The 12,623-nt window shown below is 64.0% G+C and carries 19 protein-coding genes and 1 pseudogene; 8 read left to right on the top strand and 12 right to left on the bottom strand.

All coding sequences use genetic code 11. From position 1 onward, the window contains the following. Positions 1-489 carry a DUF1772 domain-containing protein gene (locus tag AOT83_RS19660; RefSeq protein WP_057966481.1) on the bottom strand — a complete coding sequence of 163 codons (489 nt, stop codon included), beginning with the start codon at positions 487-489 and terminating at the stop codon, positions 1-3. A gap of 102 nt (positions 490-591) precedes the next feature. Between AOT83_RS19660 and AOT83_RS19655 the strand changes: the two genes are divergently transcribed. Both AOT83_RS19655 and AOT83_RS19650 read left to right on the top strand, forming a co-directional pair. Continuing rightward, entirely contained in the window at positions 592-1,056 is a 465-nt protein-coding gene (locus AOT83_RS19655) for a membrane protein (RefSeq protein WP_030094272.1), read from the top strand. A gap of 51 nt (positions 1,057-1,107) precedes the next feature. Next, on the top strand, positions 1,108-2,010 hold the full coding sequence (locus AOT83_RS19650) for an EamA family transporter (protein WP_057966482.1): 903 nt from the start codon (positions 1,108-1,110) through the stop codon (positions 2,008-2,010). A gap of 7 nt (positions 2,011-2,017) precedes the next feature. Here AOT83_RS19650 and AOT83_RS19645 read toward each other — a convergent pair whose 3' ends face one another. After that, positions 2,018-2,980: an AraC family transcriptional regulator gene (locus AOT83_RS19645; RefSeq protein WP_057966483.1), complete on the bottom strand. Its 963-nt coding sequence runs from the start codon at positions 2,978-2,980 to the stop codon at positions 2,018-2,020. A 111-nt stretch (positions 2,981-3,091) separates the two neighbouring features. Here AOT83_RS19645 and AOT83_RS19640 point away from each other — a divergent pair, with 111 nt between their 5' ends. Further along, entirely contained in the window at positions 3,092-3,787 is a 696-nt protein-coding gene (locus tag AOT83_RS19640; protein ID WP_030094275.1) for an alpha/beta hydrolase, read from the top strand. 57 nt (positions 3,788-3,844) lie between these two features. On the opposite strand, the gene AOT83_RS19635 is transcribed toward AOT83_RS19640, so the two are convergent. Further along, on the bottom strand, positions 3,845-5,131 hold the full coding sequence (locus AOT83_RS19635) for an MFS transporter (RefSeq protein ID WP_057966484.1): 1,287 nt from the start codon (positions 5,129-5,131) through the stop codon (positions 3,845-3,847). A gap of 411 nt (positions 5,132-5,542) precedes the next feature. On the opposite strand from AOT83_RS19635, the gene AOT83_RS19630 reads away from it, so the two are divergent. The 5 genes from AOT83_RS19630 to AOT83_RS19610 all read left to right on the top strand — a co-directional run bounded on the left by AOT83_RS19630 (position 5,543) and on the right by AOT83_RS19610 (position 7,894). Beyond that, positions 5,543-5,797 (top strand): hypothetical protein, encoded by a 255-nt coding sequence (locus tag AOT83_RS19630; RefSeq protein ID WP_054430158.1) that lies wholly within the window; start codon positions 5,543-5,545, stop codon positions 5,795-5,797. Between the two features lie 220 nt (positions 5,798-6,017). Continuing rightward, entirely contained in the window at positions 6,018-6,893 is an 876-nt protein-coding gene (locus AOT83_RS19625; RefSeq protein WP_054430157.1) for a tyrosine-type recombinase/integrase, read from the top strand. Positions 6,894-7,003: 110 nt separating this feature from the next. Further along, entirely contained in the window at positions 7,004-7,282 is a 279-nt protein-coding gene (locus AOT83_RS19620) for a hypothetical protein (RefSeq protein ID WP_054430156.1), read from the top strand. A gap of 91 nt (positions 7,283-7,373) precedes the next feature. Beyond that, positions 7,374-7,655, top strand: coding sequence for a hypothetical protein (locus tag AOT83_RS19615; protein WP_054430153.1), 282 nt, complete (start codon positions 7,374-7,376; stop codon positions 7,653-7,655). Beyond that, positions 7,652-7,894, top strand: coding sequence for a hypothetical protein (locus tag AOT83_RS19610; protein WP_057966485.1), 243 nt, complete (start codon positions 7,652-7,654; stop codon positions 7,892-7,894). Before AOT83_RS19615 ends, AOT83_RS19610 begins: the two co-directional genes overlap by 4 nt. Positions 7,895-8,024: 130 nt before the next feature. Here AOT83_RS19610 and AOT83_RS19605 read toward each other — a convergent pair whose 3' ends face one another. The 9 genes and pseudogenes from AOT83_RS19605 to AOT83_RS19575 all read right to left on the bottom strand — a co-directional run. After that, the gene (locus AOT83_RS19605; RefSeq protein WP_054430149.1) at positions 8,025-8,381 is read right to left on the bottom strand and encodes a DUF2746 domain-containing protein; all 357 of its coding nucleotides are present in this window, start codon (positions 8,379-8,381) and stop codon (positions 8,025-8,027) included. Beyond that, a complete protein-coding gene (locus tag AOT83_RS19600; protein ID WP_054430147.1) occupies positions 8,378-8,605 on the bottom strand; it encodes a hypothetical protein in 228 nt (75 codons plus the stop codon). Before AOT83_RS19600 ends, AOT83_RS19605 begins: the two co-directional genes overlap by 4 nt. A 26-nt stretch (positions 8,606-8,631) precedes the next feature. Beyond that, positions 8,632-9,807 carry a hypothetical protein gene (locus AOT83_RS19595; RefSeq protein WP_057966486.1) on the bottom strand — a complete coding sequence of 392 codons (1,176 nt, stop codon included), beginning with the start codon at positions 9,805-9,807 and terminating at the stop codon, positions 8,632-8,634. Further along, the gene (locus AOT83_RS19590; RefSeq protein ID WP_057966487.1) at positions 9,804-10,439 is read right to left on the bottom strand and encodes a M15 family metallopeptidase; all 636 of its coding nucleotides are present in this window, start codon (positions 10,437-10,439) and stop codon (positions 9,804-9,806) included. Before AOT83_RS19590 ends, AOT83_RS19595 begins: the two co-directional genes overlap by 4 nt. Beyond that, positions 10,436-10,582: a hypothetical protein gene (locus AOT83_RS27915; RefSeq protein ID WP_157858366.1), complete on the bottom strand. Its 147-nt coding sequence runs from the start codon at positions 10,580-10,582 to the stop codon at positions 10,436-10,438. The genes AOT83_RS19590 and AOT83_RS27915 overlap by 4 nt, the downstream gene beginning before the upstream one ends. Further along, the gene (locus tag AOT83_RS19585) at positions 10,579-10,962 is read right to left on the bottom strand and encodes a hypothetical protein (protein WP_057966488.1); all 384 of its coding nucleotides are present in this window, start codon (positions 10,960-10,962) and stop codon (positions 10,579-10,581) included. The genes AOT83_RS27915 and AOT83_RS19585 overlap by 4 nt, the downstream gene beginning before the upstream one ends. Before the next feature lie 14 nt (positions 10,963-10,976). Further along, complete coding sequence (locus AOT83_RS19580) at positions 10,977-12,131, bottom strand: hypothetical protein (RefSeq protein ID WP_057966489.1); 1,155 nt, start codon at positions 12,129-12,131, stop codon at positions 10,977-10,979. Then, positions 12,132-12,308 (bottom strand): hypothetical protein, encoded by a 177-nt coding sequence (locus AOT83_RS27910; protein WP_165592891.1) that lies wholly within the window; start codon positions 12,306-12,308, stop codon positions 12,132-12,134. Positions 12,309-12,326: 18 nt separating this feature from the next. Next, a pseudogene (locus AOT83_RS19575) lies at positions 12,327-12,623 on the bottom strand (hypothetical protein); the annotation flags it as partial.

The raw sequence follows: 12,623 nt of genomic DNA, 5'->3' as shown, positions 1-12,623 counted from the left end.
TTAAGGGATCTGCGTCGATGTCCGCGCGCGTACTTTGGTCAATGCCCCCAGGGCAAACACCAGTGCTAGTGCCGTCACCCCAACCCGGATGAGGTTGAGCAGGTTCCATTGCAATGCGAGACGGTGGAGCTCGTCGGGAGTTTCGCCAAGCGATCCGAAGAAGAGCGTCATGTTGAGCTTGACAATGATGTAGATCGAGAGAGCGACCGCCGCTATCTCGGCGAGGCTCGCGATAAACAGTGAGCGCTTCTCCGGGGCCCCCCATGGGGTGCGCACGAACCAGACGATCAGCGTGACGGCGGCGATCTGGGTGAGCGGGATGTAGTAATACACCGGGTTGGTGACCACGGTGAACTGCTGAAAGGCCCGTAGCTGTTCCTTGGTGTCACCGGCGATGTTCGGTCCGATCACGACCGCCTCGTAGAGGTTTCCGAAGAACCACATCGCGATTCCGAACACGGTGAAGTACATCAGTATCCGTCGGCCCATCGGCACATACTCCCAAGATTGTGGCGTGATACGGCCGAAAGTCGTCGAAATATGGCCAGCTGCAGGCTTTCGGCATTGCGGTAGTACCGATACCGTCTGCGCGTGACCAAGCTATTGCTCTCCATCCATGTGCTGGCGGTGATTCTCGCGGTGGGGCCAATCGCCGTGGCAGCCAGCATGTTTCCGGCATTCGCGCGGCGGGCCGCCGCCACGCCCGATGGTGGCGGCGAGCTGGGAAGTCTGCGCACCCTGCATCGGGTCTGCCGGGTATATGCCGTGGTAGGGATTGCGATTCCGATGTTTGGTCTGCCGCTGGCCGATCTGATGGGGGTGCTGGGCAGCCCCTGGCTGATCGCATCGCTGATGCTCACCGGCATAGCGGCGGTGGTGCTGGTGTTTGTGATGCTGCCGCGCCAACAACGGGTGTTGGTCCAGCTGGGCGATGGTGAGTCCCTCGATGCGCGGGTATTCGCGCGGTTGGCGATGTTCACCGGGATCTTCAACCTGTTGTGGGCAGCGGTGACCGTGCTGATGATCGTGCGCCCAGGGTCCAGTACCGGCGTCTAGATGGCGGAAAACCGCTAGCGCGGGCGGTTGGGTGTCCTGTGGAATTGCTGGGTGGACACCGCGACTGCCGCCCCTGCCCGTAGCCGCTGGCTTCCCTTGAGGTTCGCCGCTCTTGCTTTGGTGTGGGGTGCGAGTTTCCTTTTCATCAAGGTCGGGCTGCACGGACTGTCGGCGCTACAGGTGGCTGCCGCGCGTTTGGACTTCGGTGCCCTGACGCTGGCATCTCTGGTTGTGCTGCTGCGTGTTTCGCTGCCGCGCGAGCGCAAGGTGTGGGGGCACATCGGCGTTGTCTCGCTGACCTTGTGCGTCATTCCGTTCGTGCTCTATCCCTGGGCTGAGCAGAGCATCGACTCGGGGCTGGCCAGCATCTACAACGCGGCGACCCCACTGATGACCACATTGGTGACCCTTGTCGCCTTGCGCGCTGAGCGACCGGGCCGGATGCAGCTGCTGGGATTGGGGCTCGGGTTTCTGGGGGTGTGCGTGGTGTTGGCCCCGTGGCAGTTGATCGGCCACGGAGGGCCGGTGCTGGCGCAGTTCGCGTGCTTGGGGGCAACCATGAGCTACGGGATCGGGTTTGTGTACATGCGCAAGTACGTCACGCCGCTGGGGCTCCCCGCGCTTGCGGTCGCGGGTATTCAGGTGGGTTTGGGAGCGGTGCTGATGACCGCCGTGGTGGCGCTCGCTGACCATCACCGGATGGCGATCACCCCCGCCGTGCTGCTGAGCATGGCGGCTCTCGGGGTGCTGGGCACCGGACTGGCGTACGTCTGGAACACCCAGATCGTCAACGGATGGGGTGCCACCGCCGCGTCCTCGGTCACCTACCTGGCCCCGGTGATCGGGGTGCTGCTGGGGGCACTGGTCTTGAACGAGCGAATCGGATGGCATGAACCCCTGGGAGGGGCGATCGTGGTCGCAGGAATTGTATTGAGCCGCAAGCGAAGTCGCTGACCGGTGGTCACCTGGACCGGTGCCGCATGCGCCACCGCAGCGGAGGCTCGCCGAATCGGCGCTGGAACGCCCGGCTGAACGCGGCGTCGGAGGTGTAACCGACGACTTTGCCGACCTGGCTCACCGCGTCGGTGCTGAAGCGCAGCAGATGCGCTGCCCGGTCTAGCCGTCGCTCGGTGATGTAACCGGCGGGCGGTTGCCCCAGCAGCGCGGTGAATCGTTGGGTGAAGGCCGAGCGTGACTGCTGCGCGTGCTTGGCGAGCTCCGCGATGGACCAGGGATGCGCCAGGTTGTTGTGTATCGCGGTGAGGACGGGGGCAAGCCGGGGATCCAGAGCCGCGGTGAGCCAGCCTGGTTCGGCGCGGTCGGAGGTCGACCACTCCCGCAGTGCGTGAATGAACAGCAGGTCCAGAATCCGTGAGAGCATCACCCAGGAGCCCGGGCTGGGCGTGACGACTTCGGCTAGCACGAGCTGAAGAGACAGTGATAGCCATTCATGTCCTGGCTGGTCGGTCCGCACGACGATGGCTGGCGGCAGGACCGACAGTAGGGGGTCGGCGGCCTTCTTCTCCGCGGTGAATCGTCCACTGACCCAACGGGTTGCGGTGTGGCTATCACGAGCGCTCACGTGCCCGTCTGCCGCAGAAAGATTTCGGACACGGGTTGACTCGCCCTGGGCGAGGCGGTGCGCCGTACCCCGTGCCAGCAGCACCATGTCCCCTGCGCCGAGGGTGTATTCGAGATCTCCGTCGATGTGCACGCGAAGGCCCGGAGTTTCTGCGATGTGCAGCACGCGCTCGTTCGGAGGTAGTGCGATGTCGAAAGGCGGTTCGGAGGAGCAACGCATGACGGTTTCTCCGCGCAACCCGATGGCGGACAAGACTCCCGAGAAGGCGTCGATATCGGGAGAATCTGAGAACCAGCTGTGTGATTTTGGCTGATCGGCAAAATATTCAGGATGATCGGTCATACCACTTGCTCCATAGTCCAAATATGTTGGTGGAGCCCCGGTAAGTCAACAGCGCCGCCGAGAGCGGACACGACGGGGTCGAGGTCGTCCAACATCTACTGAGAGGCAGATATGTCCAGCAAACCGGCTATCGTCCTGGTCCACGGATTCTGGGGTGGCGCCGCACATTGGGGGAACGTGATCGTCGAGCTGCACAAGCGCGGCTACGGGGAGCTATATGCGGTCGAGAACCCATTGACGTCACTAGCCGATGACGCCGCCCGCACACGGCAGATGGTGGAGCAGATCGACGGCCCGGTGCTCCTTGTCGGGCACTCCTACGGCGGCGCGGTGATCACCGAGGCGGGCGATCTCCCGAACGTGGTGGGCCTGGTCTATGTCGCGGCGTTCGCTCCTGACGCGGGGGAGAGCCCCGGTCAGCTGACCGAGCAGCTGCCGCCTGCTGCGGCGGCCAATCTGGCCCCCGACAGCGATGGCTATCTGTGGATCAAGCAGGACAAGTTCCGTGAGAGCTTCGCGCAGGATCTGCCCGAGGATGCGGCACTCATCATGGCCGTCACTCAAAAGGCGCCACTGGCATCGACATTCGGTGACGCCATCACGGCACCCGCATGGAAGGTCAAGCCCTCCTGGTACCAGGTATCCACGCAGGACCGGATGATCAACCCGGATAACGAGCGCAAGATGGCGCAGCGGATCAACCCCCGCAAGACCATCGAACTGGACGCCAGCCACGCCTCCTTGGCGTCGCAACCCATTGCCATCGCCGATCTGATCTCCGAGGCCGCTGAGGAACTCGCCGGTTAAGAGAATCACACGCGCGGGGGCATCGGCACATGCTGCCGGTGCCCCCATCGGCGTTCGTTAGGTCACCAGATCTTCGGTAAAGGCCTCGTCGGCAAGGTCTTCGAGCTCCTTGCCCTTGGTTTCGGGGCCCAGCAGGTATCCGATAATCGTCAGGATCCACAGCCCGCTCAGCGCAAGATAGGGCGTCTGAATTCCGTAATGCGTTATGGCCCAGCCCACCAGAGTGGGCGCGGCGATGGATACGACGCGACCACCGCCGACCGCGATACCAAATCCGGTGCCGCGCAAGACAGTGGGGAACAGTTCGGCGACATAGGTATCGCCGACGCCCCACAGCCAACCAAGTGTCGCGATGGAGATGGCGCCGAACAATAGGTACTGGGACAGCGATTCTGACGTGGCACCCAATGCCGTAGAGGTGATTTCGATGACTGCGGCGAGGATGGCCGAGGGACGCCGCCCTATCCAGTCGGCGAGTGCGGTGCCAATGAAGACGAAGACGGCCTGCAGCAGAAAGAAGATCAGGGCATAGCGGATCGCTTCCACCGAGGTGGCGTGGAATTTCTTGACGATGTATGTGGTCAGGAAGAGGGTCATGCCCCAGTAGCCGACCGCGTTGGCGGTGTAGACCAGCCAGCCGACAATGAGCCGTCGACGCACACCGGGGACATGCCACAGCTTGGGTTTGGTGGCGCCGCGTTCGATCTTGGCTTTCGTCTGGGTGTAGCGGTGAGATTCCTTGATGCCTTGCCGGGCAAGGAAAAGTACGACCGCGGGCACGATCGCGACGACGAATGCGGCTTGCCAGCCGAACCGTGGTACTAGGACCAGGGCAACGCCGGCGGCGAGCACGTATCCCAGCGAGAACAGTGAAAAGATGACGCCGCCAACGCCTATGGCACGGGTCTTGGCCGGCCACACCTCGGCGGTGTAGGGGGCGCCCACCGCAAGCTCGCCGGCCCCGCCGACACCCGTCAGGAACCGTAGCCCGGTGAATGCGGCGACGTTCGTGGTGAGACCTGCCAGGGCGGTCGTGATGCCGTACAGCAGGATCGAGGCCCCGAGTGTGGTCTTGCGACCCCACCGGTCGGCAGCGAGACCGAAGCCTATGGTGCCGATGGTGTACCCAAGCAGAAAGATCGAACCGATGTAGCCCGCCTGGGCCTCGGTGATGTGCAGCGTCTTTTTGATCTCGGGCAGCACCAGACCGTAGATGTTCACCGCATACGAGTCGAAGCCGTACCCGAGGCCCGCTGTCACGGCGACGAAGAATGCCTGCCGGAAGGTCACCGGGCGGGATTGCCGCGCGGGTGTCTCGGTGGTTTCCTCGGCTGTCGACGTCATTGCCCGAACGGTAGGCAGCGGGCGAGGGCCTGATAAGGCTCCTGCTCCCGCTGATCACAACCAGCGATGTGGTGCCCCCACCAGGGCTCGAACCTGGGACCTGCGGATTAAAAGACCGTAGGTTTGGGCAGAAGATACGGAGATTCGGGCGCCTCACGGTTGTCCCTGCGCCCTCTGATCCCGACCGGATCGCGGCGTGAGCGCGCTCAGCAAGTCGGCGCGAGCCGACATAAGGGATTCGGGCCTGACAATCGCGGGCTACATTCGCCACCATATGGGCGGGGACAGCTGGCACGGCGACCGTTGCGGTTGCCCGGATGACCGCTGCATCGGATACCACCATGACGGGCCATACGACTGCGGGTGCCTGCCCGTTTGCATAGACCTAGCGCTAGAAGCTCGGGCCACCGCGTGACTGACGCGCAGCGCCACGGCAGTGTGGCTCTCGTCAACGGCTGGATATCGAACGGTGGCACCTCGGGCGCGGTCGGGCCTACTCGTCAGTGCATATACCGATTACCCGGAACGCCTGCGTACGCCTCGGCGGTCTACGCCATGAACGGCGTGATGCTGTGGGCAGGCGGCCAAGACATCACGCGCCAGCCGCGCCATTTTGACGGCATCGGCAAGGCTGATCAGCTTGAGGCATTCCTGGCTGGACGCTGACTGACTACCCACCCCCACGCGGTGTGTTATTGCCACTTTCAACATTTCGGCATGAAATCGCCAAATCCGCTGGTAGCCAGTGCAATAAGTGATGAAACGGCCGGTACCCACAGTTATCTCGGAGAGATTAGAAGGTGTCCAAATGGTGACCGCGAACGCCTCTGTCGAGCCTCGCCTGTCCCTAGTGTCCTCGCAAATCACACTGCGAGAAACGGGGAGCATGCATCATTTCGGGGGTCATCCACTGTTGACCGAATGGGAGCTTTGGCAGACGGCAGGCCGGCTCAAGGCGGTGACAATCAGCGAAAGGCTGCGTGTCATAGCATTATTCGCGCTTGAGGCAGGCTGCAATCCGGCCACCGCGCAACCGATCGAGGTCATGCGATGGCTCGCCTCACACGCCATCGACTGGTCTGAATCGACCGCCGCGACATATCACAGCTATCTACGGGCCTGGTTCAAATGGCTTGTGCTCATGGACTACCGCATCGATAACCCGATGGCCAAACTCGGCTCGCCCAAGTATCCCGACCGGGTACCGAGGCCTGTGCCCGACGATGGCCTAGCGCGCTTGCTCCGCAGCCGAATGCACCACCGGACGCGGGTCATGATCCTGATGGCGTCCCTTGGCGGTTTGCGGGTGCACGAAATCGCCAAGTTCCGGGGCGAGGACATTGACCTGGCGCGTCGGGTGTTTTACGTCCACGGCAAGGGCGGCTCGAAAGAAATGCTTCCGCTGCATCCACTGCTCGCCGAGGCGGCGTTGACGATGTCGGAACGCGGCTGGTGGTTCCCGTCGAACAGCAATCGCCCCGGCCAGCATGTGCACTCCAAAGGGGTCAGCGACATCATCGGTCAGGCCATGCGCCGCGCCGGAATCCCGGGCACCCCGCACAGCCTTCGCCATTGGTTCGGCACGACACTCCTGGACGACGGGGAGGACGTACGCGTGGTGCAAACGCTGCTTCGGCACAAGTCCCTGGCCACGACCGCGATCTACACCAAAGTGCCCGACGAGCGCCGCCAGGCCGCCATCAACCGACTCGACCCATTTAGGGCATCGCGGACGCAATCGGTCGCGCCCGCGATGACATAGCGGGGTAAGTGAACACCGCTGGCGCCAGATAACGGATCGAACTCGTCAGGCGTTCGGCAAGCCCGGCCCGTTCTATCGTCACCGACATGCCTGCTCGCCGCTCTCCGTGGATGAATGAACGCGCCGCACAGTTCATAGCCCGACTCGCTGCCCACGGTCTGGAGATCCCCGAGGACCGGGCGCGTGAGCGCATATCCAACCAGGTGGACTTCACCGCCGAACGGATGCGCATCGGCCGGCAAGCTGCGAAGTACTACGTGACACAAGACCTGGTGGAAAAGATGGCCGACAAGACCGCGGCAGCGTTTCGCAAAGCGCAAGCCCGCAACGGGCTGCACGCGGTACCCGATCCCGACCGCTGCCTGCCGAAACTGCCGAAGTTGAGATAGGCCGGACCGCCCCGTTGGCAACCTGGCCGTCTCAAGGCGTGAATCAGTCCAATCATCGCTCGACCTGCGCGCGATCTTGTAATCTGTGCGCATGGGGAACATACCGGGGGTAGTCGCCATGGTTGCAGCGGCGACGATGTTCTGCGCGGTGCCTGCCAATGCAGATCCCGTACCTCCGGGCTGTCAGACCGACCGCGTGGGGCTGTTCGGTACTCAGTTCCGGACCATCTGTGACGATCCGATAGCCCCGGACGGTTCGTGGCAGCGGACACGTCAGACCTACATGCCTGGTCAGCGCTTCGCCGTTGCGACGAGCGTCTACACCGTCGCCCCTGACGCCATCCCCCCTGGCGAGCCCGGGCACATCGAATGAGGTCGCTCGTGTTGGCCGCGATGATCGCCCTCGGGTGCGCACCCATCGCGCACTCCAGTCCTCAACCAGCCGGGATTGTGTGCGACATGCTGCGCAAGTACCCCGGCATGGGTCCGGTCGATGTGGCCCTGACGTTTGTCGAGGATCAACACCTCTACCGCAGCTACGATGCCGCCAGGGCTGTCGTGGACAAAGAGGTCATGAGCGAGTGTCCCGAGCTGGCGACCCGCGGTCGCTGAGCTACCTCATATTTCGGAGCGAAACCGGAAACGTCGCAGCTCAGTCGGGCTGAGCCTTCTGTCCCGTTAACGCCAAAACGCGCCCTCACCGGGTGGGGGGTGAGGGCGCGCTGTCGTTGACGTTCCCGGGCTACTTGAAGTCGCGCAACCGGTCGGTGATCTCATGCTCGAAAGCCAAGCGGTCCTTGCGCTCGTCGCGTAGTTCGCCACGTAGGCCGCCGATGTCGCCTCGCATGCCACGCAGATCACGCCCGAATTCTTCGAGGCGATCAAGCACGTCGTCGAGCTGGCCGCCAACCCCGTCTACGTCGTCGCGCAGGTTGGTCTGGTGGCTGTTCTTGACCTGGTGGAGCACGGCCCGCAGATCCTTCCGATACAGCCCGAGCACGAGCGCCACCAGGCCGATGACCACCCAGGTGGCCAGCTCCCATCCGTCACGTGCCAAGGGCGGTAGCGATGGCCAGTCAGTGAGAAGGGGCACGATCACTCGGCCGACCCACCTGTCCCGCCACCGCGCATGTCTTGGGCGAGCTTGAGGCCACCGAGGCCGGTTCCGATCAGGCCCGCTCCGGAGACGATCCATTGCAGCGCGTCGTCGGCCTCCATCTTGCCCAGGGCCACCAGGGCGACCGTTCCGGCGAACACGGCTAGGAACATGACCGCGTAGACGATCAGGCGGGTGGTGTCGTTTTGCGGGATGGGATTGGGCATAGCTTCGTCCTTTCGAGAAGTTGTGGTTACGCGGCTACTGCGGGTGTGCGGCTGCACCAGTCGCGGACGTGCTGGATAGCCAGACCGAGATAGGTTTGACCGGGCCACACTTCACGGAATTCGTACTGAATATGCGGCGCCGTAGGGGGATTGGCGGTGACGAATCGCAGCGCGATGATCGCGGCCTGCGCCGCGGCCGCGGGTCCGGTCAGCTTGTTGACATCTCCCCAGCCCAGTAGGCCCTGCAGCCCACCCATGACCAGCGGAACGCCCAGTGCTGCAATGCCGGCCGGGCCCCCGGTGAGCGCGCTGAACACGGCGGGCAGTTCGATACCCAAGGCCTTGCTTGCCACTTCGGGGATCTTGGGCAAGATCGCGCCAGCGGCCCCGAGGGGGTCGGAGAGCTGGAAGGCGGTCACCATGTCGAAACAGTCGTCCATGATGTCGCCGACGACACCGAGCGGAATGTTGCCGTACATGTCGCCGGGCTCGGTGAGCCAGCAGTGCCGGTAGTCACCGGTATCGCCGAACCGCCACGACGAAATGCCCTGCCCGGCAAGGATCGGGCCACCGTAGTAGCTGCCACCGTACGGGCGGGTGGGGTCACCGATGCTGAATGAGCACAGGTAGTTGTCGGGAAAGAACTCCAGCAGCCATGCACGGAATCCGGCAGCTGCGACCGCGCCCGCCGAGTAGCCGCCGATGACGACTTTGATCTTCGGATTCGCGTTGTGGCGATCCAGGAAGATGCGTTTGGCGTCGGCGACCGCGATCTCGACGGCCTTGGCCATGGAGATGTCGCCGGGGCCGCCAGCGGCGCCGACCGGCAGACCGCCCATGGTCGCGGCGAACTCGGGGTGCACTTCCTCGACGAGGTTGGCCACCGCCTGCATGACGCGGCTTACGTAGTCCTGGCCGATGATGCCTCCGGTGCCTCGGAACATCAGGCCAAGGTGACGGTTGGCGGGCGGCGCCGGGGGTGCAATTCCCAACGCGCGCAGATCATCGTCGGAGACCTCGCCGGTGGGTATCTGGCCGGTGCGCCGTTGATACTCGCTGGCCCATGCAGCGGCACGTGGCCCGAACTTGTCGGTATCGCGGGGCAGCTCACCGAGCAGGCGTGTGTACAGCGGGCCAAACCGGTCGTTCATCACGTCGCGCCATTGACGCACCGCCTCGTTGCGGTCCTCGATGCGGATCACTTGGACCACACCTTGTCGCGCAGGGTCATCCCCTTGGATGCCCATGCCGGATCTCCGGGTCCTAGCTGCGCGGCGATGTACTCCAGTAGCTCGCGGTCGGTGAGATCCTGCGGGAATCGCTTCTGCACGGGCACCTGAGGCTGTGCGGGCGCGTAGATGCCGAGGTATCCGGCGCGTAGCTTGGCGGCGAACGCCTCATTGCGCTTGTCGCCCTCTGTCCATGCCAGCTGGTAGTGCATCTCGTCGGGCCGGGACCAGTCGCGGCCCCAGAACACCGAGCCCTCGAACAACGCGAGCCCCTTGCGGACCTTGGCCTGAGTTGCGGCGTCCATCGTGTACCGCTGCCATGGATACTTGGGCGCCATCACGTCAACGGCTGTGCCCGCCAGGTGATTCGAGTCGCCGACATCGTTGGTCGCCGACCAACCCCACACGGGCGAGGTGATTTCCTCGACGTTGCGGTCATACCAATACAGCCAGGCGCCGAGGATGGTCAGCGGCGCACCCTTGCGCAGTGGTGCGGTGTCTACGAGGTACAGCTCGGGGATGCGCACGATGTCGCATTCATCCCGGTTGCACATGCGCCAACCGTTCTCGGACACCGTATTGCCATATGCGGTACGGAAACTCATCGGGTGTACTGCCTTTCAATCTGTGGGTCGATTTCCTGTGCGTAGGACGAGAGCTGGTCGGATGCCCACCAGCCGAGGCGGAATCCGCCCGCGAACACGGCGAGGTAGAACGCTCCATAGCGGGCGAGTTGGGCGAGCATCATGCCGCCAGCGGCCCGAGCGAGAGGGTGTCGGTGTTGATGCGGATGATGTCTCCGCTGGCTCCCGACTTGGAGACGGTGGCTTGCGAGGACCACAGGAAGTTTCCGGCGGTGGGGTGGTCCCAGAAGCTCACCCCAGCAATAGCTTCCGTGCCGCCGAGGGTGTGCTCGGGGGTATTGGATTGGCTGATCGAACCGGCCGCCGCGGCGTTGAATGCACACGCGTACCGGGTGGCCACCGACGACGCGTTGGCCGTTCCCGCCGCGCCGGGGTCGCCGGTGTGCATCTTGGCGTACACCGTCGCCGGTGGTGTATAGGCCACGTTGCGGCAGATGTGATCGAGAACCTTATTCGCCAGATACGTTGAAATACCCCAAGCCATAATGAATTTCCCTTCTATTGGTAGGACCGGATGTGTGCGCGGCCGACGCCGCCGACACGCCCCGGGTTGGCGATTCCGAAGGCCCCGCCCGAGCCGGGCCCACCGCCGCCACCGGGCGCGTTGCCGTTGGTGTTGGTGCCCGCTTGCGCGCCGCCGGTGTAGGTTTGGCCGCTCACGGTGGTGTTTCCTGCGGCCTCGCCGGGTTGGTTCAGTCCGTTGCCCGCGTAGGCGCCTTTACCGCCCGCCCCGCCTGCACACGTTGTGGTGACCCCGTTGATCAGGAATGTGGTGTCACCGCCGGTGCCGCCGTCCTTCTCCTTGGCGCCCGCAGTGCCGGCCGCCCCGACGACGCCGGTCAGGGTCAGCGCGGCGCCGGGGATGTCGATGTTGCGGGCCACGGTGCGCGCGTTCCATGAGCCCTTGCGCCCGCCCTGGCCGGTGGTGCCTAACCCACCGTCTCCACCACCACCGCCACCACCAGCGCCGCACCCAACAGCGTCCATGTAGTCGCAGTTGCGCACGATGTTGTGGGTGAACGCCCCTGCGTTCGTATAGTTGGCCAGAGCGGGCAACCCGCCCGGCGGGTACCCGAGGCTGCAGGCGCGGGCCATGGTCACCGACAGTGCGGCGTCAATCTTGGCGACCCGCTCGACCACCAGCACCGAGGACATCGAGACTGTGCGCGTCAGATTGACGGGCAGTAGCTTGTCGAAGCTGATCGAGCGCGGCACCGTCACGTTGCAGGTCAAGTCGATCGGGGCTACCCGGGCCAGGCCGATGGTGCCGGTCATGCTCACTGCTTGCGCAAGGTCGCACCCGATGACCTTGGCCAGGAACAGTGCCCGTTCCATTGTGACGGCCAGGGCGAGATCCTGTTGGAATGTGGCCTTTAGGTGCAGATTCCGGGTGACCAAGATGGAACGCTGCGCGGCCAGCTGGTAGACCGCCGCCAGTGCGAGGTTGCGGTCGAGGTGTACGGACAGCACCACGCCCATTGCCTGCATGGCCGATAGTTCGACCTCGCCGACGCACATGATCGCCAGCGATACGTCGATACCGATGACGGCGTGCCACCGGCCTCCCGGTGCGCTTGCTGGCGCGACTGGATTGGTCGACCACTTACCGCCCGACGGCGCCGGTGGGGCGGTCGGGTTGGGGGACCAGGGCATCTAGGGCCCGGCGAACCCTATGCGCGAGACAACCTGCGCCTCTTCGGCATTGTCGGCGTCGCGAGTGCCGGTAATTTGCATCCAGGACGGGTTGGGTTTCCCGTCCGGATCGAGCCCCCCGCGCTCTACCGTGAAAGTGATACCGGGGAGTTCGGGCATGGTGAATGTTGTAGCCATCTCTTGCGCCTCTCTGGGTTATGCGATTCGGCGGCCATCGAATGTGGCGATGCCGGATAGGGCTGTGATGCTGCGTGGCACAATGGTTTCCGACCCTGTTGAGCCGTTGGACCGTAGGTCGTAGTCGACTGCGATGAATCCCGGCTGCACGACATCTCCCGCCACGAGCGGTATCTCAAACGGGCAACCCGACGGAATGGCCCCAGTAATGCGGGAGCCGTTCTTGTACACCACCCAATAGGGCACAGACGTACCCTTGGCAGTGACCGATCGGTACGTGGTGCTGATCCGGTACAGGCCGGTGGTGGCAATCTC

Source organism: Mycobacteroides sp. H001 (assembly GCF_001440005.1).
GTDB lineage: Bacteria > Actinomycetota > Actinomycetes > Mycobacteriales > Mycobacteriaceae > Mycobacterium > Mycobacterium gwanakae.
The sequence above is the reverse complement of the archived record's forward strand: the minus strand, read 5'-3'. Positions and strand labels throughout refer to the sequence as shown.